The organism is Pseudomonas sp. VA159-2 (assembly GCF_024126635.1).
GTDB classification, from domain to species: domain Bacteria; phylum Pseudomonadota; class Gammaproteobacteria; order Pseudomonadales; family Pseudomonadaceae; genus Aquipseudomonas; species Aquipseudomonas muyukensis.
Map to the genome: position 1 here is coordinate 1 of NZ_JAMYBV010000039.1, position 21,062 is coordinate 21,062.

Consider the following 21,062-nt stretch of genomic DNA (forward strand, 5'->3'; position numbering starts at 1 on the left):
CCAGGAACTCAATCGTCCGCTGGAAAGCGATCCGCGCCGTAACAAACTGATGGACAACCTGCTGCGTGAATACGCCGGGGCCCACTACCAATACGACGAACGCGGCAACCTGATCCATCGCCTGCACAATGGCGAGCAGGCTCGCCTGAGTTGGGACCTGTTCGACCGCCTGACGCGTTTTGACGATGACAAGCTCACGGTGGTGTACAGCTACGATGCCTTGGGCCGCCGTCTGCACAAGCACTCCACCGCGCACCATCAGGATGATCCGCGGGCCGGCAGTGGCTGGAACCAGATGCAGCGGGCCAAGCGCCAACGCGAACTGGGCTGTGGCTACACCTTGTACGGCTGGGATGGCGATAACCTGGCTTGGGAAAGCTCGCCGCCGCAGGACGAAGGTGAGACCGGGCGCACCGTACATTACCTGTACGAGCCGGGCAGTTTCGTACCGGTTGCCCAGGCTATACGCAAGCAGCCGATCCGCTTGCTACGCCAACCGGACTGGAGCGACCGGGAATACGATTTCGATCAGGACCCGCTGTGGCAGCACGAGGTCAAACCGCAGCCGATCGACGCCATTGCCTGGTACCAGTGCGACCACCTCGGCACGCCGATGGAACTGACCGACCACCATGGTGAGGTAGCGTGGACGGCGCAGTACAAGGCGTGGGGTGAGATCAAGGAGGCCCGCTCGGAGTGGGCCAGGCAGAATGGTCTGAACAACCCGATCCGCTTCCAGGGCCAGTACCATGACCATGAGACTGGGCTGCATTACAACCGCTATCGGTACTATGATCCGAGGTCTGGGCGGTTTGTCAGCCAGGATCCGATCAGCTATCTGGGGGGCTTCAACCTCTATCAGTATGTTCCGAACCCAATCGATTGGATTGATCCATGGGGGCTGAAGCGGATCAAGAATGCGGTTGAAGGAGATCGTCGTCACCAGGAATTCAATGCTGAGATTAAAACGAAGCATCCGAATGCGACGATACAAAGTGAGTGTTACTTGCGAGATGCAAGCGGGAAGTCAGTCAAAGACCCTCGTACTGGAGAACGCCGTCGGGTAGACACGGCTGTGATTGAGAACGGACAGGCGAAAACCTACGAGGTTACGAGTATGACGGCTGATAAAACGGACCAAATTCTCAAAGAGCGTCGTATATTAGCGACGGGTGGTACATTTGTTAAAGATCGCTCTACTGGGAAGCTAGTACCTGTGGTGGGCGTATCAGAGGTGGTTAGGAGAGATTGAATGAGCGACTATCCGGTATGGGATATAGATGGTGTGCTTGAAGCATATATTGATATTCCAGAGTGGCATGCAAGTGTTGGTAGAGCCCTTGAAAATCTATTTCTGTTCATGGAGAGTAATGGTCTGTTGACTTGTCGGGTAAGTGATGGACATGGAAAAATAGTAAAGCGTGTTATTATGAGTAGCGAAATTACTGCGGAGGGCGATCTGCTATCAAGTGGTCGTAACAATGCAGTCGATAAGTGGTTGCGCTCAAAAGCAAGATTCAAAGATCCCGATGACTTAAGGTCTCTTGAGAAGGCCTTGGCGGATGTTCGCACTAAGAAGCAGTAGTTGTGCTGCTTTCTGAACTGGCTAACCAATAGGTGCTAAAGCCGAGGTTGGCTGGTTCGGATAAAGGGGCGGGAATAAAAGGGGGGATTTATTTTTCACTCGAATATCTGCTCGCATTGCGATCAAGATGGACATAAGACTAAGATTTTTCGACTGAAAAGCTAAGTTTGGAGGAGGGGCTTGAGGAACTATTTAGGTTTTTAGAACGTAATGGTCTCCTGCTCTGTAAGGTTACGGATGGTAACGGCGCGGTCTTGAAAAGAGAGATCAAGTATAGCGAACTTACCGACGAGGGGCGGGCCATTGCGTGTGGTCCTAAAAATCCGGTTCACCGATGGTTGGCTTCAAAAGGGGTGCAAAAAACTCCCCCGGATCTGAAGATTTTAGAAAAAGCTTTAGTGGAAATTAGGAAGTAATTAGAGGTGGCGCGGTAAAGTTAATTGGCGGACTACTCTTGGGTGGCCGCCGATTTTCAGCAAGCGATAGGTACCTATTACCAGTACCACGACCATAAGACCGGGCCCCATTACAACCGCTATTGGTACTAGGTGTTCAAGAGTTAACGGTTAAGGGTGATCTTGTTTTGCAGAACCATAAAGTAGTGCGGAGGAAATAGGTGTGAAGGATGAGAATAAAGAAATTGCACTGACGAGGAAGGATGTAGACTTTCTTGTGAGGGAAATTGAGTTTATTTCGGTTTCGCTTAGTCGGTTAGATCAGCATTTTGAGGCTAAGGGTGAGAAAAACTATTATGAGTATGGTGCTTATTGTGCTGAATTGACTGAATTTATCGATTCGGAAAGAGTGACTGCCAGGTTGGCCAAAATGCGTAGTGTTGTGTCTTCAAAGTTCGATAGATCTTTGGATGATGATGACAAAGACGATGTGGAGCGGGCGCTGGAGGATTTGACTATGTGGGAAAGACCAGGTGATCTATAAGTTTGTAGTTGTAATTGATTGATGATGTAAGTTAAATTTGAAGGTTTGCGGAGGGTAGGTTGCAGAAAGATAAAGGTGTAGAGCTAAAAGGCGTAGTGCTCTCAGGTGAGGTGGCAGTGGCCATTCTATCGGAGTTGGAGTACTTCTTGATTTCCTTGCGGAACATGGGGCTGTATTACTATGTCCGTGACGAAGTGACAGAGGCGCATGAGACAGAGTATCGTATGGAGACGGCTAGGTTTGTTGGTGAAAGTAACATGGTGTCTAGGCTCGAAAAAATTAAGTCGGTGCTTTTGAGTGAGTTTCTAAAGTGTTATGGGGAGGAGGAGTTGGAGGATTTTAGGCGAAAACTGAGGCGGAAGCGCTATTGGAAAGTTGAATGATTTTTAATGAAAGTATTCGAGTTAACTTAAGTGCAGTGAATAAAAGGGGCGGATTTATTTTTCTGCTCTAATCGAATTCTCGGGGGAGTGTATCGAGCAGGCGAGGCTGGGTATCCTGAAGTTAGAGTAGAGAAAATAAATCTGTCCCCTTTCTCGCATGTCCCCTTTCTCGCAAGCGAATTACAGTAGGGGAATGAACTCTGTCAATAGGTAAGCCAGATGAATTACTTGAAATGTAATGTTCTTGAACTGTGCATGAACTATTTGATGGGGGCGTCAAGCATCAAAGCTGAGACGTTTGGCTTGAGGGCCTTTGGCGAGGCTGAGCTTAAAACAGAAAATTTTGATATGGTTGGCGATGCAGATGATTTTTGTCTCTATGAGAAGGACTATCTCGCTGTCCATTTCTTGCGCTCCGTGGATGTGACACTAAAGCGTTATTTTTTCAATGGAAGAGAAAGTGGTTGTGGTATTTCTCTCTCGCCGGGTGTTCGATTAGTTCCTTTGCTGAAAAGGATTATTTCACGGGGCCTAAGTGTGGAATTTTATTTGCACGAGGGTGCTCTTGATGGGGCGGTGGTGGTTGGAGGGAATTCGATAGTAAGATTTTCTGCGAACCGCTCAGGGACGGCATACGAGGTGCGGGATTTGGAGTCGGATCAGCTCCTGAATAATGAGGGGACTGCTGTAAACTCAATTAGGAAATCGATGTCTCGCATTCTAGTTACAGCGACGCAAGACAGGGGCAAGGTGGTGGCTCTTCACCGACTGCTCACGTACTTAAGAAGGCGAGATGTTTTACAGCCATGACACACGGTTGCCTTTAGAGACAAAAGTGTGAGTCTCTCAAGGGCTCAAGCTGACCGGCATCTGTTCCAAAGGCAGCTACTTCGGCGGTAATATTTGGTCTGCCAAAAACCGGTTTCGCGAAGTTGTTCTCAGACAGCAGGCCGTGGACGTTGGAGTCAAGAGCGGCTGGATTAGAACCTTGCCGCGTTGAACCATTAGTGGGATTCCAAGAGTTTGAGGCAATCGGGGCACACCTAATCGTAATCAGTAAGATGATCAATAATCCCGCAGACCTGCTTACCGTACGAAAAAGGCCGCATGGATCATGAGCTACGAATACAGTCTTGTTTTTGATGACCCTGCTGCGTTGCAGCGAGTGATCGAAAGGATTCGCACCAGTAAGGCGCATGTCGGAGAGGGTGAAGGAGTTGTGTGTCTCAAAGATCAGAAACAGTCAACATTAGCTGCTTATGATGTGCGGTTGACCAGGCTTGACTCACTTTCTGCGTGGTTGGAGGTCAATTTTAGGTCGCTGGAGTTGTATGAGCTATTTAGTACTTCATTGACAGGGGCAAATGTGAGGTGCTTTGAAGATGGCGACCTTGATGACGAGTTGACTCTGAGAGAGGCGTTCAGGATTAAAAAATTAACCATTTAGCAGAGCTAAAGAAGGAAAAGCTCGCTGCCGTTAGTCGCGCTGCACGGTCCCTCGCATTTCCAAAGGGAAGTGCCAATAGCAATTCCCACAAACCGAGATGCATTTGTTGGGCTATGGCTCGCGAGCGACCTTGTCCGATGCATGGCAGGTTTACACGGATGCAGACGCTGATGCTGCACAACGAAGGAAAGTTGAATTGACGGACATTCAGAAAACTCGCCTGGAAAAACTGTTGTCGATCGCAGGTGAGCCCCTGGCCCTGCCCGATACGCTCGATGCACGTAGTCGCGCCCTGGCGGGCCCGCGGGCCGATGAGCTCGAAAGCCTGCTCTTGCGGTGCAATGGCTTCTACGCCTTTGAAAGCGCGTTGCATGTGTTCTCCACAGGGGCCACCGCGCCGGGCAGCGAACCCAGCCTGCAGCAGTGGAATGACCCGGAATTGTGGCGCTTCGAATTTCCTGAACTGAAGGAAGCGCCGGTGTTGTTCTTCGCCGAGGACGTATTCGGTGTGCAGTTCTGCCTGCGCCAGGGCCAGGTGTACACATTCGACCCGGAAACAGGCGGGTTCGAATACCTGGCTGATGACCTGGAGGGATGGGCAGCAGCAGTTCTGGCGGATTACAAGGTGCTGACCGGTTGGCCCCTGGCGAACGCCTGGCAAGCGCTGCACGGCCCCCTGGCCCAGGGCCAGCGATTGCTGCCACTCACTGGGTTTGCCTTCGGTGGCTCGTTCTCGGTGGATAACCTGCGCGCGGGCAATGCCATCGAGGGCATGCGCTACCGAGGTTGCATCGCACGGCAGATGGCAGGAGTGGCCGATGGCTCGGTGGTAAAACTCACCGTGTCCTGACGGGCTGCCCCTGTCACCTTCAGCACATCAATCGGACTGCTGGCCTATAGCCTCTGATCTGCCACGCCATGTTAGGCTTTGCCACCGGCAGCGACGCCACCTTACTGACACGGAGTTCTCCCCATGAAAGACATCATCCGCCTCGGCGATTCCACCACCCACGGTGGCAAGGTGCTTGGCTCCTTCGGCAACACCAACGTCAACGGCAAGCCCATCGCCGGCGTCGGGCACATGGTCAGTTGCCCGCTGTGCAAGGGCGTGTTCCCCATCGTCGAAGGCAGCGCCACCTACAACGTCGACGGCACCCCGGTCGCCCTCGACGGCCACAAGACCGCCTGCGGCGCCGCATTGATCGCCAGCGGCCCGAAAAGCGGTGTGGCCAGCTGAGACCAACAGGTTCCCACAGGACCGCACGCTGTTTCCTACGGGGTATTGACCCAGGTCAGCGCACTTCCCTGATTCTTGGCTAGTCTTAACGATTGGCGGCCTCTATCCACCGCCACCGTGAAGTCCCTGAGGCGCCGGCCATGTCCCGCGCGTCCAAACCTGATCAGGAGTGCACGATGGACCTCAACCGTCGGCAATTCTTCAAGGTCGCCGCCGTCGGCCTTGGAGGCTCGAGCCTTGCGGCGTTGGGCATGGCCCCGACCCCTGCGTTCGCCGAGCAGGTGCGCCACTTCAAGCTGGCGCATACAAAAGAAACCCGTAACACCTGCCCCTACTGCTCGGTCGGCTGCGGCCTGATCATGTATAGCCAGGGTGACGCGGGCAAGAACGTCAAGCAGAACATCATCCATATCGAGGGCGACGCGGATCATCCAGTCAACCGCGGCACCCTGTGCCCGAAAGGCGCTGGTCTGCTGGACTTTATCCACAGCCCCAACCGCCTGATGTACCCTGAAGTACGCAAGCCGGGCAGCAACGAGTGGACCCGCATCGAGTGGGACGAAGCCCTCGACCGCATCGCCGAGCTGATGAAACAGGACCGCGACGCCAACTTCATCGAGAAGAACGCCCAGGGCCAGACGGTCAATCGCTGGCTGACCACGGGCTTTCTCGCCGCGTCCGCCGCTTCCAGCGAAGCGGGCTACCTGACGCACAAGGTGATCCGTTCGCTGGGCATGCTGGGGTTCGATAACCAGGCGCGTGTCTGACACGGCCCGACGGTGGCAAGTCTTGCCCCGACGTATGGCCGTGGCGCGATGACCAATCACTGGTCCGATATCGCCAACGCAAACCTGGTCCTGGTGATGGGCGGCAACGCCGCTGAAGCGCACCCGTGCGGTTTCAAGTGGGTGACCGAAGCCAAGGCGCACAACAAGGCGCGGCTGATCGTGGTCGACCCGCGGTTTACCCGTACCGCCTCGGTAGCCGATTACTACGCGCCGATTCGCACCGGCAGCGACATCGCCTTCATGGGCGGGTTGATCAACTACCTGCTGAGCAACGACAAGATCCAGCACGAGTACGTGCGCAACTACACCGACGTGTCGTTCATCGTCAAAGAGGGCTATGGCTTCGAGGACGGGCTGTTCAGCGGCTACGACGCGGCCAAGCGCATCTATGCCGACAAGTCCGGCTGGGGCTACGAGCTGGGCGAGGACGGCTTCGCCAAGGTCGACCCGACCCTGCAGCACCCGCGCTGCGTCTATCAGTTGATGAAGCAGCACTACAGCCGCTACACCCCGGAACTGGCGAGCATGACCTGCGGCATGCCGCAGGATCAGATGATGAAGGTCTGGGAAGAGATCGCCACCTGCTCGGTACCGGGCAAGACCATGACGATCCTCTACGCCCTGGGCTGGACCCAGCACTCGATCGGCGCGCAGATCATCCGCAGCGCGGCGATGGTGCAGTTGCTGCTGGGCAACGTCGGCATGCCTGGCGGTGGGGTCAACGCCTTGCGCGGGCACTCCAACATCCAGGGCCTTACCGACCTGGGCCTGCTGTCGAACTCGCTGCCGGGCTACCTGACCCTGGCCGGCGACGCCGAGCAGGACTACGCCACCTATATCGACAAGCGCGCCTCCAAGCCGCTGCGCCCGGGGCAACTGTCGTACTGGCAGAACTATGGCAAGTTCCACGTCAGCCTGATGAAAGCCTGGTACGGCGCCAACGCCACCGCGGCCAACAACTGGGGCTACGACTGGCTGCCCAAGCTCGACGTGCCGGCCTACGACGTGCTGCGCATGTTCGAGATGATGGGCCAGGGCAAGGTCAACGGCTACATGTGCCAGGGCTTCAACCCGATCGCCGCGTTGCCGGACAAGAACCGCGTCACCGCCGCGCTGGCCAAGCTCAAGTGGCTGGTGATCATGGACCCGCTGGCCACCGAGACCTCCGAGTTCTGGCGCAATGCTGGCCCGTTCAACGATGTCGACACGGCCAACATCCAGACCGAGGTGATCCGCCTGCCCACCACCTGCTTCGCCGAGGAAGATGGCTCGCTGGTCAACAGCAGCCGCTGGCTGCAGTGGCACTGGAAGGGCGCCGATGGCCCGGGCCAGACCCGCACCGACGTGCACATCATGAGCGAGCTGTTCCTGCGCCTGCGCAAGCGTTACCAGGCCGAGGGCGGCGCGTATCCCGAGCCGATGCTCAACATCAGCTGGCCGTACAAGGTGCCTGAGGAGCCTTCGCCGGAGGAACTGGCCAAGGAGATGAACGGCTGGGCGGTCAGCGACCTCACCGACCCGAGCGGCGCCACGCTCAAGGCCGGGCAGCAGTTGTCCGGCTTCGGCCAGATGAAGGACGACGGCAGCACCGCCTCCGGCTGCTGGATCTTCGCCGGCTGCTGGACCGAGCAGGGCAACCAGATGGCCCGGCGCGACAACAGCGACCCGTACGGCATGCACCAGGTGCAGAACTGGGCCTGGGCCTGGCCGGCCAACCGGCGCATTCTCTACAACCGTGCCTCCAGCGACCCGCAGGGCAAGCCGTGGGACCCAGAGAAGAAACGCCTGGTGTGGTGGAACGGCAAGTCCTGGACCGGCACCGACGTGCCCGACTTCAAGGTCGACTCGCCGCCCGAGGCCGGGATGAACCCGTTCATCATGAACCCCGAGGGCGTGGCACGCTTCTTCGCCATCGACAAGATGGCCGAGGGGCCGTTCCCCGAGCACTACGAGCCGTTCGAGACGCCGATCGGCATCAACCCCTTGCACCCGCAGAACAAGAAGGCCACCAGCAACCCGGCCGGACGGATCTTCGACTCGGTGTGGGACACCCTCGGCACGCACGACGAGTTCCCGTATGCGGCGACCACCTACCGGTTGACCGAGCACTTCCACTTCTGGAGCAAGCATTGCCGGCTCAACGCCATTGCCCAGCCCGAGCAGTTCGTCGAGATCGGCGAGGTGCTGGCCAATGAGAAGGGCATCAAGGCCGGAGACCGGGTGCGGGTGTCGAGCAAGCGCGGGCATATCGACGCGGTGGCGGTGGTGACCAAGCGGATCCGTCCGCTGCAGGTCAACAACCAGACCGTGCACCAGATCGGCATCCCGTTGCACTGGGGCTTCACCGGCACCACGCGGCATGGCTACCTGACCAACACCCTGGTGCCGTTCCTGGGTGATGGCAACACCCAGACGCCGGAGTCCAAGTCGTTCCTCGTCAAAGTGGAGAAACTCTGATGGCCAGCCAAGACATCATTGCCCGCTCGGCCACCACCACCGTGCCGCCCTCGGTACGCCAGCAGCAGGAAGTCGCCAAGCTGATCGACACCACCAAGTGCATCGGCTGCAAGGCCTGCCAGGTGGCGTGCTCGGAGTGGAACGAACTGCGTGACGAGGTCGGTCACAACCACGGCACCTACGACAACCCCCAGGACCTCAGTGCCGAGACCTGGACCCTGATGCGCTTCACCGAGCACGAGCGCGACGACGGCAACCTGGAGTGGCTGATCCGCAAGGACGGTTGCATGCACTGCGCCGAGCCCGGTTGCCTGAAGGCCTGCCCGAGCCCGGGGGCGATCATCAAGCACGCCAACGGCATCGTCGACTTCAACCAGGACCATTGCATCGGTTGCGGTTACTGCATCACCGGCTGCCCGTTCAACATCCCGCGCATCTCGCAGAAGGACCACAAGGCGTACAAGTGCACCTTGTGTTCCGACCGCGTGAGCGTGGGCCTGGAGCCGGCCTGCGTGAAGACCTGCCCGACCGGGGCGATCGTCTTCGGCAGCAAGGAGGAGATGAAGGTGCATGCCGACGAGCGCATCGTCGACCTCAAGTCGCGCGGTTATGCCAACGCCGGGTTGTACGACCCGGATGGCGTCGGCGGCACCCACGTGATGTACGTGCTGCACCACGCCGATACCCCCAGGTTGTACGCCGGCCTGCCGGACCAACCGGTGATCAGCCCGCTGGTGGGGCTGTGGAAGGGCTTGAGCAAGCCGCTGGCGCTGCTGGCCATGGGCGCGGCGGTGGTGGCTGGGTTCTTCCACTATGTACGGGTGGGGCCGCAGCGGGTCGAGGAGGACGAGCATCCGCCGACGGCCGATGCCAGCGTCCACCAGGTGGACCCGGCGGTGCATGTCTATGATCCGAAGCGCCCGGGCGGCGAAGGGGAGCAGCGGCCATGAGCGACAACAAACCGATCCTGCGCTACAACGCCAACGAGCGCAGCAACCACTGGGTGGTGGCGATCCTGTTCGTGCTGGCCGGGTTGTCGGGGCTGGCGCTGTTCCACCCGGCGCTGTTCTGGCTCAGTAACCTGTTCGGTGGCGGGCCCTGGACACGTATCCTCCACCCGTTCATCGGCGTGGCGATGTTCGTGTTCTTCCTGGGCCTGGTGCTGCGCTTCTGGCGCGCCAACTTCATCACCGCCAACGACCGCCTGTGGCTACGGCGCATCGACCGGGTGATGTTGAACAAGGAGGACGGCGTGCCGCCCATCGGCAAGTACAACGCCGGGCAGAAGCTGCTGTTCTGGACCTTGTTGGCCTGCATGCTGGTGCTGCTGGTCAGTGGCGTGGTGATCTGGCGCGCGTACTTCAGCCACTGGTTCGGCATCGACGTCATTCGCCTGTCCGCGTTGGCGCATGCCCTGGCGGCGTTCGTGCTCATACTGAGTATCATCGTGCACATCTACGCCGGGATCTGGATCAAGGGCTCGATCGGCGCCATGCTGCATGGCTGGGTCAGCCGCGCCTGGGCGCGCAAGCACCATGAACTGTGGTACCGGGACGTGACCGGGGACAAGACGCCGCATAACCACGGCAGAAAAGAAGGATGACCGTTTGAGCACCATTCTCGAACCTGGGCAGATCGAAGCCTCGGCGGTGATGCCGCCGTTCCTGCACCTGCCCCCCGCCAACCTGTTTGCCTTGCGTGCCGCGCGTCTGCAGCTGTTGGCCGAAGGCCATGCCCTGGGCGACTACCTCAGGCTGGTGGCGCGGTTGTGTCGCGTCCAGCAACAGCTTGTGGATAACCCGCCCGGTGGCTTGCCGGTGGCAGGTGAACGCCAGCGCCTGTGCATAAGTCATGGCCTGCCACCGCTGGCGGCAGACAGCCTGGTGCGCGAAGGGCCTTGGCTGGTCTGGTTGCAGGCCTTGCTCGGGCAGTTCCACAGCGAGCCCGAAGGCCCGTTGGCCGAAGCGCTGCGAACCCTGCGCGACAGCGACGACAGCCAGCGCAAGGGGTGGGCCATGGCCTTGCTCGGTGGCCAGTACGATGCCGTGCCAGCGGCGCTGGTACCGTTCATCGGCGCTGCGTTGCAGGCCGCCTGGTCCAGCTGGCTGCTGGCGCTGCCACAACCTGAGCTCAAGCCCGCCGGCAGCCTGGCCCAGTGCCCGGCCTGTGGCTCGCCGGCCATGGCCGGGGTGGTGCGCAACCGTGGCAAGCACAACGGCCTGCGCTACCTGGCCTGCTCGCTGTGCAGTTGCGAATGGCATGTGGTGCGGGTCAAGTGCGTGTACTGCGAGTCGAGCAAGGATTTGCGCTACAGCAGCCTCGAGGATGATCGCCATGCGCCGGGCAAGGCGCCACTGCGCGCCGAATGCTGCCCGGGTTGCCAGGCCTACCTCAAGCAGAACTACCTGGAAAACGACGCCGCCGCCGAACCGCTGGCCGACGACCTGGCCAGCCTGGCGCTGGACCTGCGCCTGGATGAGGAGGGCTGGCATCGCCTGGCGCCGAACCTGCTGCTGGCGCCTGGAGGGGGTTAACGGACTACACTGCAATACCGAGTTGCCCCCGTTCGCCGGCAAGGCCGGCTCCTACAACCGGCGACGCATAGCCTTGTAGGAGCCGGCCTTGCCGGCGAACGGGCCAGAACAGACAACGGATCAGTCATAGGTAGTACCGCATGTCTTCCAGCCTCGCCAGCGACACCCCACGCCTGCCGTCCATCGATACCCTGCTGCGCCACCCCGCCTGCCAGCCCTTGCTCGAGCGCCATGGCCGCGACGCCACGCTGGCCGCCCTGCGCCAACTGCTCGACGACTTGCGCGAGCCGGCCCGCCTGGGCCAGCTCAGTGCCGTGGAACTGGCCGCCGAAGTGCTGCTCGGCCGCGCCGGCGAGCGCCTGGCTATCCAGCAGCGCAGCCAGGTACGCCGGGTGTTCAACCTCACCGGCACGGTGCTGCACACCAACCTTGGCCGCGCGCTGCTGCCCGAGGAAGCGGTCGAGGCCATGCAGACCGCCGCCCGTTACCCGCTCAACCTGGAGTTCGACCTGGCCACCGGCAAGCGTGGCGACCGTGACGACCTGATCGAGGGCTTGATCCGCGAACTGACCGGCGCCGAAGCCGTCACCGTGGTCAACAACAACGCCGCCGCCGTGCTGCTGGCGCTCAACAGCCTGGGCGCGCGCAAGGAAGGGGTGATTTCCCGCGGCGAGCTGATCGAGATCGGCGGCGCCTTCCGCATCCCCGACATCATGGCCCGCGCCGGGGTGAAGCTGCACGAGATCGGCACCACCAATCGCACCCACGCGCGCGACTACGAAGCCGCGATCAACCCGCGCACCGGCCTGCTGATGCGCGTGCATTGCAGCAACTACAGCATCCAGGGCTTCACCACCCAGGTGGCCACCGCCGAGCTGGCGCGCATTGCCCACCAGCATGAACTGCCGCTGCTCGAGGACCTGGGCAGCGGCAGCCTGCTCGACCTCACCCGCTGGGGCCTGCCGGCCGAGCCGACGGTACGCCAGGCCCTGGCCGATGGCGCCGATATCGTCACCTTCAGCGGCGACAAGCTGCTCGGCGGCCCCCAGGCGGGGATCATCGTCGGGCGCCGGGAGTTGATCGCGAAGATCAAGAAGAACCCGCTCAAGCGTGCCTTGCGCGTGGACAAGATCACCCTGGCGGCGCTGGAGGCGGTCTTGCAGCTCTACCGCAACCCCGACCGCCTGGCCGAGCGCCTGCCCAGCCTGCGTTTGCTGACCCGGCCGCAAGCCGAGATCGTCGCCCAGGCCGAGCGCCTGGCGCCGGCCTTGGCGACGTGCCTGGGCGCGCAGTGGGTAGTCACGGTCGAAACGGCCCTGGGCATGATCGGCAGCGGCAGCCAGCCGGTGGCACGCCTGCCCAGCGCGGCGCTGTGCCTGCGCCCGCAGGTCTCGAAGAAACTGCGTGGCCGCAGCCTGCATGTGCTGGAGCGCGCCCTGCGCGAGCTGCCGGTACCGGTGCTGGGGCGCATCGATGACGACGCCCTGTGGCTCGACTTGCGCCAACTGGACGACGAACCCCAGTGGCTGGCGCAACTGCCGGCGTTGCAGTGGGGGCCGGTGCAGTGATCGTTGGCACTGCCGGGCATATCGACCATGGCAAGACCGCGCTGCTCCAGGCCCTGACCGGCCAGGCCGGTGATACCCGCCAGGAGGAACGCGCCCGGGGCATGACCATCGACCTTGGCTACCGCTACGCGGCCTTGGCCGAAGGCGCCGGGCTGACTGGCTTTATCGACGTGCCTGGGCACGAGCGGTTTATCCACAACATGCTCGCCGGCGCCCATGGTATCGACCTGGTGTTGCTGGTGGTGGCCGCTGACGATGGGGTGATGCCGCAGACGCGCGAGCATTTGTCGATCATCGAGCTGCTGGGCATTCCCCAGGCGCTGGTGGCGATCAGCAAGTGCGACCGGGTGGAGCCGGCGCGGCTGGCCGAGGTGCAGGCCCAGGTCGCTGAACTGCTGGCGCCAGGGCCCTATGCGGGGGCGGCGCAGTTCGTGCTGTCGAGTGTCAGCGGTGAGGGCGTCGGGGCCCTGCGCGAGGCCTTGCTGGCCGCGGCGGCGAAAATACGCCAGCGCAGTGTGCGCGGTGGTTTTCGCCTGGCCGTGGACCGCGCGTTCGCGGTGTCCGGCGCAGGTCTTGTGGTCACCGGCACGGCCTTGGCCGGGCAGGTCAGTGCCGGCGATACCTTGCTGTTGGGCAAGGCCGGCAAACCGGTGCGGGTGCGCGGCCTGCACGCGCAGAACCAGGCGGCGCTGGTGGCCGAGGCCGGGCAACGGGTGGCGTTGAACATCACCGGGGAGCGGTTGGCGGTCGAGCAGGTCCATCGCGGTGACTGGCTGTTGCCGGCATGGCTGCATGCCCCGAGCGTGCGGGTTGATATCGAGCTGACGCTGTTGCCGGGCGAGACCCGCACATTCGAGCATTTCAGCGCCGTGCACGTGCATCTGGGCACCCAGGACGTCACCGCCCGGGTCGCGTTGCTCGAAGGCGAAAGCCTGCGTGCAGGCCAACGCATGTTCGCCCAGTTGTTGCTCAATGCGCCGTTGCAGGCCGTGCATGGCGATCGCCTGGTGCTGCGCGACCAGCGGGCCCAGCGCACCTTGGGCGGTGGCCGGGTGCTCGACCCGTTCGCGCCGAGCCGGCAACGGCGCAGCGAGGCGCGTCTGCGCCAGTTGCAGGTACTGCGCGAGGCCGAGGATCTCGAACAGGCCCTGCCGGCCTTGCTCGAGGCCGCCCCAGGCGGGCTCGACCCGCAGCGGTTGGAGCGCCAGTTCAATCGCTTGCGCGATACCTGGCGGTTGCCAGGCCAGGTGTTGGTGGTCGCCACCCGTCAGGGCCAGTTGCTGTTCGACCGTGGCCAATGGCAGGAGCTCAAGCAGCAGGTGCTGGGGCGTTTGGCGCAGTTCCATGAGCAGGAGCCTGACCAGCTTGGCCCGGACCGTGATCGGCTGCGTCGGTATACCGCCTTGCCGTTGGAACGCCCGGCGTTCGTCAGCCTGCTGGATGAGTTGCTGGGCGAGGGTGCGATCAGCAGCAGTGGGCCTTGGCTGCACCTGCCTGCGCACAAGGTCCAGCTCAGTGCTGCCGATACGGCGCTGTGGGCGCGCCTGGAGCCGCGCCTGCTGGCGGGTGAGTTCGATCCGCCCTGGGTGCGGACCTTGGCCACCGAGGAACAGGCCCAGGAGGCCGAGGTGCGTTTGTTGCTGCGCAAGCTGGCGAGGTTGGGGGTATTGCACCAGGTGGTGCGTGATCTGTTCTACCCGGAGGCGACGCTCAGGCGCATGGCAGAGCTGTTGTTGCAGCAAGCGACGACATCGCCGATAGTGCAGGTGGCGGCGTTTCGCGATATGTTGGGCATCGGTCGCAAGCGTAGCGTGCAGATTCTCGAGTACTTCGACCGCGTTGGTTTGACCCGCAGGGTGGCCGACCAGCGGTATATCCGCGCTGACAGTGGCTTGGCGGAGTTTCCGGCCAGGCCCTGACGATTTCTAAGGAAGGCAATCGCGCCCGGTGGCGCGGCCGGGCTTCAAACCCGGTTGGGGACGGCAGCCGTTCCCGGGCAGGTTCGACTCCCGCTGCCTTCCGCCATTTTCTTTTTGAGCTTGACCGATGGCGGTATATGCCTGCTGATTTCAAGTTTGTTCTTCAGGCGCGGATGATTCCTTGTTTAGCCATCTTGGCCACGCTCTTGAGTTCTTATTCTTTTAACCGCTTCCTAAAGAACTCACCCCCGTCTTGCTCTTGCTCTTGCTCTTGCTCTTGCTCTGCTTTTGATTTTGCTTCTAAGCGCGCGATGGTTCAGGCAACACAAATTGCGACTTCAGGAGGCCGAGTGGAGTTCTTGCGTAGTGGGGCGACGGCCATGGATGGCCGTCGAGCGCTGGGGCCCAGGATGGGCCCTACAGCGCGGTACCCACGGGAGCAAGAACGGAGCGAGGGAACCCCGGAGCGCAGCGTAGGGGCCGGATGAACGGAGCCGAACGGTTTTGCCCACTTTTGCCAAGACAAAAGTGGGCCGCCGTAAAGGCGGAAGGGTGACTGTAAGTCGACATCGCGAATGAATGCGCATACAAAAGCCAAAACAATCGCCTTGAACCTGAACCTGAACCTGAACCCAAACCTATCTCCCACCCCACAATCCAAGTAAAGTGCCGCTCCCCCGCCGTACCCCCGCAGAAAGGAACCGATCCCATGACCCCCACCGCCCTAGACATCGCCGTAGTCGGCGCCACCGGCACTGTCGGTGAGTCCCTCGTGCAGATCCTCGAGGAGCTGGCCTTCCCGGTAGCCACCTTGCACCTGCTGGCCAGCATGGAGTCGGCAGGCAGCAGCGTGATGTTCGCCGGCAAGAAGCTGAAGGTTCGCGAAGTGGACAGCTTCGACTTCGCCCAGGTGAAATTGGTGTTCTTCGCCGCCGGCCCCGCCGTCACCCGCAGCTTCGCGCCCAAGGCCAGCGCTGCTGGCTGTTCGGTCATCGACCTGTCCGGCGCACTGGACGGTGCTACCGCGCTGGTCCCGGAAGCCAATGGCAAGCGCATCACCGAACTGCCACGGCCCGCGCTGATCACCAGCCCAAGCGCCGGCGCGGTGGCCCTGGCGGTGGCGTTGGCGCCGCTCAAGGGCCTGCTCGACATCGAGCGCGTGCAGGTCAATGCCTGCCTGGCTGTTTCAGAGCAGGGCAGGGAAGCGGTCAGCGAACTCGCCCGCCAGACCGCCGAACTGCTCAACGCCCGTCCCCTGGAGCCGCGCTTCTTCGATCGCCAGGTCGCCTTCAACCTGCTGCCCCAGGTCGGCACGCCCGACGAGCAGGGCCACACGGCAGTGGAGCGCCGGCTGGTCGGCGAACTGCGCCAGTTGCTCGACCTGCCGCAACTGAAGATTTCCGTGACCTGCATTCAAGTCCCGGTGTTTTTCGGCGATAGCTTCAGTGTGGCGGTGCAGAGCCGTCGTCCGGTCGAGCTGGCAGCCGTCAACGCCGCGTTGGAGGCCGCCGACAGCATCGAACTGGTCGAGCCCGGCGATTATCCGACGCCAGTGGGTGACGCGGTGGGCCAGGACGTGGTCTATGTTGGACGTGTACGCCATGGTGTCGATGAAGACCAGCAGCTCAACCTCTGGCTGACCACCGACAATGTGCGCAAGGGCGCGGCGCTCAACGCCGTGCAGACCGCGCAATTGTTGATAAAACACATGGCGTAAAAGATACTGCGAGCTATTTTGTCCTGCACCGCAACAGGGTTTTTGGGACGGTTCTTACAAGGGAAGAGTTCATGCTTCGAATTCGCAAACTGGTTCTGGCCATCGCGGCAGCCTCGGCGCTGTCGTCCGGCGTGGCGAACGCTCTGGGGTTGGGGGAGCTGACCCTGAAGTCGGCGCAGAACCAGCCGCTGGATGCCGAGATCGAACTGCTCGACGTGCGCGACCTCACCGCGGCGCAGATGGCCCCCAGCCTGGCGCCGCCCGAAGAGTTCGCCAAGGCCGGGGTGGCCTTCCCGCCTTACCTCGAAGACCTCACCTTCACCCCGGTGATCAACCCCAACGGGCGCAGCGTGCTGCGGGTCACCTCCAGCAAGGCGTTGCCGGAGCCGGTGGTCAAGTTCCTGGTCCAGGTCATGTGGCCCCAGGGCCGCCTGCTGCGCGACTACAGCGTGCTGCTCGACCAGGCCAAGGCCCAGGGCAGCGAGGCCGCCCAGGCCAATGTCAATCCGCCAGTGAGCGCCGGCAGCTACACCACCAAGCGCCGTGACACCCTCTGGCAGATCGCCGCGCGCAACAGCAACGGTGGTTCGATCCAGCAGACCATGCTGGCGATCCAGGCGCTGAACCCGGATGCCTTCATCGGCAACAACATCAACCAGCTCAAGACCGGGCAGGTATTGCGCCTGCCTGATCAACAGCAGGTGCAGAGCATTCCCCAGGCCGAAGCCAACCGTGAGGTGGCCGAGCAATACGCCGCCTGGCGCGAGGGCCGTCGCCTCGGTCCGCGTGCCCGGCAGCTGGACGCCACCCGCCGTGGCGAGGCCGGCGCCGCGCCGGCGCGTATCGCCCAGGGCGACAACCTGCGCCTGGTGGCGCCCGGCGGCAAGGCGGCAGCGGGGGAGGCCAAGGCGCTCAGCGACAAGCTCGCCGTGGCCCAGGAAAGCCTCGACACCAGCCGTCGCGACAACGACGAACTGAAGAGCCGCATGTCCGACCTGCAGAGCCAGCTGGACAAGCTGCAGCGTCTGATCGAACTGAAGAACGACCAACTGGCGCGCCTCGAAGCCCAGGGCGCGGCGCCTGCGCCAACGGCGCCCGCGGCCCTGCCGGGCGAACCTGCTCCGGCGCAGCCGGCGGTCAACGCCCAGCTGACGCCGGCAGAGCCGGTGGTCAGCCCGGCACCGGCCGCCGCCGACACCGCGCCACAGGATGCCGAGGCCCAGGTGCCGCCAGCTGAAGCGCCGAGTGCGCTCGACGAACTGCTGGGCAACCCGCTGCTGCTGGGGCTGATCGCCGGTTCCGCGTTCCTGGTCCTGCTGCTGTTGCTGTTGCTCCTGGCGCGCAAGCGCAAGGCCCAGCAGGAGGCCGAGAAGCACCTGCGCATGGCGCGGGCGCTGGCCGAGGAGGGTGAGCGTAGCCCCGACCTGGACCTGCCACCGAGCAGCTTCGAAGGCCTGGATGTGTCGGCACCGAGCGTGACCTTGGCGCCGGCCGTGGTCGCCGCGTCGGCAGCCGCCGCCGTCGCCGCCGAGAAACCAGCGGCGCCAGCACCTGCCGAAGTGTCGGCGCCAGCGCTCGATCCGCGCGCGGCGCTGCTTGCCGAGGTGGACGAAAGCCTGGCCCGCGGCCGCCTCAACCACGCCGCCGATCTGCTGGAGGCCGCCGTGGCCTCCGACCCGCAGCGCAGTGACCTGCGCCTGAAACTGATGGAAGTCTACGCCCGCCAAGGCGATCAGGACGCCTTCGCCGGCCAGGAGCGCAAGCTGCAGGACAACGAGCAGAATCAGGCCGAGGTCGCCGCGCTCAAGGAACGCTTCCCGGCCATGTTCGGTGTCGCCGCCGTTGCCGCTGGCGCCGCGGCCTTGGCGGCGGAGATGGACGAGCAGTACGTCCAGGAACTGCTGCAGGAACAGGAGCCGGCCGTCGTTGCAGCCGAGCCCGAGCCCGCAGCGCCGGTCGAGCCTGAGCCGGTGGTCGCGCCCGAGCCTGAAGTTGCCCTGGCGCCAGCCATCGAAGAGGCCGACCTGGACAGCGCCTTCGACCTGAGCCTGGATGACGACCTGCCGGTGGATGACCTGTCGGTGGAGGATGCGCTCGATCTGTCGGGCCTGGAAGACATCGCCCCGGCCACGGCGCCTGTGGTGGAAGAGGCAGCGCCGGCTCCGGTCGCCGCGGCCAGCGACGCCGACGACGATTTCGAGGCGCTGCTTGCCCAGGCCCAGGCCACGCCGCAGAACGTCGACGACCTGGCCGATTTCGACCTGGATGTCGGCGAGCCGCAGGCACCGGCCAGTGCCGAGGAAGCACCGGTTGACGTCGCCGCAGAGCTGGCGGCGTTCGAGTCGATGCCCGAGTTCGACCCGATTTCCGAGCTGGAGCTGCCCGACGACTTCGACTTGTCGCTGTCGCTGGAGGACGATTCGCCAGCGGCGAAGAACTTCGCCTCCGAACTGGACGACGTCAACGCCGAGCTGGACAAGCTGTCGCAGAACCTCGAGGCGCCTGCGCCGACAACGCCGACCTTCACCGCCGAAGACGCCGCGCTGGAGCCCGAGCCGCTGGACGACCTGGACTTCGACTTCTTCTCCGGCAGCGATGAAGTGGCCACCAAGCTCGACCTGGCTCGCGCCTATATCGACATGGGCGACCACCAGGGCGCCCGCGACATCCTCGACGAGGTGGTCAAGGACGGTGACGATAGCCAGCGCCAGGAAGCCAACGAGATGCTCTCCCGACTGGTCTGAAGGCCAACGCTCAAACGCGCGGGGCAAGCCCGCCACCACAGGTCATCGAAGCGCTTGTGGGGGCGGGCTTGCCCCGCGATCGTTTCGGCCCCGGCACGGTTTGCCGTTATACTGCGCGCCTTTGGTTTCATCATCAGGTTGCCCGCGCTTGGACATCATCGACACCGCCGCCGCCGAATCGGCGGCCGAAGGCTACACCCGCATCGCCCTGGGCGTGGAATACAAAGGCTCGCGCTACCGCGGCTGGCAGCGCCAGGCCAGCGGCGTGCCGAGCGTCCAGCAAGCCCTGGAGCAGGCCCTGTCGAAGGTCGCCGACGAGCCGATCAGCGTGATCTGCGCCGGGCGCACCGACGCCGGGGTGCATGGCTGCGGGCAGATCGTGCATTTCGACACCCGCGCGGTGCGCGACGAACGCGCCTGGACCCTGGGCACCAACTTCAACCTGCCCCACGATATCAGCGTGGTCTGGGCCACGCCCATGCCGGCGCATTTCCATGCCCGCTTCAAGGCCTGCGCGCGGCGCTACCGCTACGTGATCTACAACGACCCGATCCGCCCGGCGCACCTGGCCGAGGAAGTGACCTGGAACCACCGGCCACTGGACGTCGAGCGCATGGCCCTGGCGGCGCAGTACCTGCTGGGCACTCACGATTTCAGCGCGTTCCGCGCCAGCCAGTGCCAGGCCAAGTCGCCGATCAAGCATATCCACCACCTGCGCGTCTCCCGCCATGGCCAGATGATCGTGCTCGACGTGCGAGCCACGGCCTTCCTGCACCACATGGTGCGCAACATCGCCGGCGTGCTGATGACCATCGGTGCCGGCGAGCGCCCGGTGGAGTGGGCCCGCGAAGTGCTCGAGGGGCGCAACCGCCGCGCGGGCGGGGTCACCGCGCACCCCTACGGCCTGTACCTGGTACAGGTGGAGTACCCCGAGGAATATGCCTTGCCGCAGCGTTACATCGGCCCACACTTTCTTACCGGCTACGAGGCGCTCGCGCACTGACGGGGCAAGACGCATTTGCTACCATCGACGCTTTCACCGATCACCCAAGGTTCGCCGCCCATGAGCAACGTTCGCAGCAAGATCTGCGGGATTACCCGCATCGAGGATGCCTTGGCCGCGGTCGAGGCCGGCGCCGACGCCCTCGGTTTCGTCTTCTATGCGCAAAGCCCGCGGGCGGTGGACGTGCGCCAGGCCCGGGCGATCATCGCAGCGCTGCCACCGTTCGTGACCACCGTGGGCTTGTTCGTCAACGCCTCGCGTTGCGAGCTCAGCGAGATCCTCGAAGTGGTTCCGTTGGACCTGCTACAGTTCCACGGCGATGAAAGCCCGGCCGACTGCGAGGGTTATCACCGGCCCTGGATCAAGGCCCTGCGCGTGCGCCCCGGCGATGACCTGGAGGCGGCCTGCCAGCACTACGCCGGCGCCCGCGGCATGCTGCTGGACGCCTATGTGCCAGGGGTGCCGGGTGGAACCGGCGAGGCCTTCGACTGGTCATTGATCCCCGCGACGCTGAGCAAGCCGATCATCCTGGCGGGCGGCCTGTCGCCCAGCAATGTCGCCCAGGCCATTCGCCAGGTGCGCCCCTACGCGGTGGATGTCAGTGGCGGCGTGGAGCAGGCCAAGGGCATCAAGGACGCGGCGAAGATCGAGGCCTTCATGCAGGCGGTGAAGCAGGCGTGAACGCGGATGTGACGGCTGGCCGCGCGCCATCGTCCATAGCTTTCGCAGCCCGGTGCTGCC

Annotated in this window: 17 protein-coding genes and 1 tRNA gene; all 18 read left to right on the forward strand. The window is 62.7% G+C overall.

Features of this window, described 5'->3' with window-relative positions; translation table 11 throughout:
- Positions 1-1,252: RHS repeat-associated core domain-containing protein (locus NJG22_RS23040; RefSeq protein WP_253098101.1), on the forward strand; the 1,252-nt coding region annotated here is incomplete at its 5' end.
- Positions 1,253-1,585, forward strand: coding sequence for a hypothetical protein (locus NJG22_RS23045; RefSeq protein WP_253098103.1), 333 nt, complete (start codon positions 1,253-1,255; stop codon positions 1,583-1,585).
- A 618-nt stretch (positions 1,586-2,203) separates the two neighbouring features.
- Positions 2,204-2,524, forward strand: a complete 321-nt coding sequence (locus NJG22_RS23050; protein WP_253098105.1) for a hypothetical protein — start codon at positions 2,204-2,206, stop codon at positions 2,522-2,524.
- 602 nt (positions 2,525-3,126) lie between these two features.
- Entirely contained in the window at positions 3,127-3,717 is a 591-nt protein-coding gene (locus NJG22_RS23055; RefSeq protein WP_253098107.1) for a hypothetical protein, read from the forward strand.
- Positions 3,718-4,021: 304 nt separating this feature from the next.
- Positions 4,022-4,354 (forward strand): hypothetical protein, encoded by a 333-nt coding sequence (locus NJG22_RS23060; RefSeq protein ID WP_253098109.1) that lies wholly within the window; start codon positions 4,022-4,024, stop codon positions 4,352-4,354.
- A 130-nt stretch (positions 4,355-4,484) separates the two neighbouring features.
- Entirely contained in the window at positions 4,485-5,204 is a 720-nt protein-coding gene (locus NJG22_RS23065; RefSeq protein ID WP_253098111.1) for an SMI1/KNR4 family protein, read from the forward strand.
- A 123-nt stretch (positions 5,205-5,327) separates the two neighbouring features.
- Positions 5,328-5,591 carry a PAAR domain-containing protein gene (locus tag NJG22_RS23070; RefSeq protein ID WP_011531938.1) on the forward strand — a complete coding sequence of 88 codons (264 nt, stop codon included), beginning with the start codon at positions 5,328-5,330 and terminating at the stop codon, positions 5,589-5,591.
- Positions 5,592-5,767: 176 nt separating this feature from the next.
- The gene (gene fdnG, locus NJG22_RS23075) at positions 5,768-8,836 is read left to right on the forward strand and encodes a formate dehydrogenase-N subunit alpha (protein ID WP_253098113.1); all 3,069 of its coding nucleotides are present in this window, start codon (positions 5,768-5,770) and stop codon (positions 8,834-8,836) included.
- Positions 8,836-9,786 carry a formate dehydrogenase subunit beta gene (fdxH, locus tag NJG22_RS23080; protein ID WP_253098118.1) on the forward strand — a complete coding sequence of 317 codons (951 nt, stop codon included), beginning with the start codon at positions 8,836-8,838 and terminating at the stop codon, positions 9,784-9,786. The genes fdnG and fdxH overlap by 1 nt, the downstream gene beginning before the upstream one ends.
- A complete protein-coding gene (locus NJG22_RS23085; RefSeq protein ID WP_253098120.1) occupies positions 9,783-10,439 on the forward strand; it encodes a formate dehydrogenase subunit gamma in 657 nt (218 codons plus the stop codon). Before fdxH ends, NJG22_RS23085 begins: the two co-directional genes overlap by 4 nt.
- 4 nt (positions 10,440-10,443) lie before the next feature.
- Positions 10,444-11,370, forward strand: coding sequence for a formate dehydrogenase accessory protein FdhE (fdhE, locus tag NJG22_RS23090; RefSeq protein ID WP_253098122.1), 927 nt, complete (start codon positions 10,444-10,446; stop codon positions 11,368-11,370).
- A gap of 140 nt (positions 11,371-11,510) precedes the next feature.
- Positions 11,511-12,938 carry an L-seryl-tRNA(Sec) selenium transferase gene (selA, locus tag NJG22_RS23095; RefSeq protein ID WP_253098124.1) on the forward strand — a complete coding sequence of 476 codons (1,428 nt, stop codon included), beginning with the start codon at positions 11,511-11,513 and terminating at the stop codon, positions 12,936-12,938.
- Positions 12,935-14,857, forward strand: coding sequence for a selenocysteine-specific translation elongation factor (selB, locus tag NJG22_RS23100; protein WP_253098142.1), 1,923 nt, complete (start codon positions 12,935-12,937; stop codon positions 14,855-14,857). The genes selA and selB overlap by 4 nt, the downstream gene beginning before the upstream one ends.
- A gap of 10 nt (positions 14,858-14,867) precedes the next feature.
- A tRNA-Sec gene (locus NJG22_RS23105) sits at positions 14,868-14,963 on the forward strand.
- Positions 14,964-15,566: 603 nt separating this feature from the next.
- Positions 15,567-16,574 carry an aspartate-semialdehyde dehydrogenase gene (locus NJG22_RS23110; RefSeq protein WP_253098126.1) on the forward strand — a complete coding sequence of 336 codons (1,008 nt, stop codon included), beginning with the start codon at positions 15,567-15,569 and terminating at the stop codon, positions 16,572-16,574.
- A 71-nt stretch (positions 16,575-16,645) separates the two neighbouring features.
- A complete protein-coding gene (locus tag NJG22_RS23115) occupies positions 16,646-19,318 on the forward strand; it encodes a FimV/HubP family polar landmark protein (protein WP_253098128.1) in 2,673 nt (890 codons plus the stop codon).
- 148 nt (positions 19,319-19,466) lie between these two features.
- Positions 19,467-20,321 (forward strand): tRNA pseudouridine(38-40) synthase TruA, encoded by an 855-nt coding sequence (gene truA / locus NJG22_RS23120; RefSeq protein ID WP_253098130.1) that lies wholly within the window; start codon positions 19,467-19,469, stop codon positions 20,319-20,321.
- Between the two features lie 60 nt (positions 20,322-20,381).
- A complete protein-coding gene (locus tag NJG22_RS23125) occupies positions 20,382-21,002 on the forward strand; it encodes a phosphoribosylanthranilate isomerase (RefSeq protein ID WP_253098132.1) in 621 nt (206 codons plus the stop codon).
- Positions 21,003-21,062: the final 60 nt, after the last annotated feature.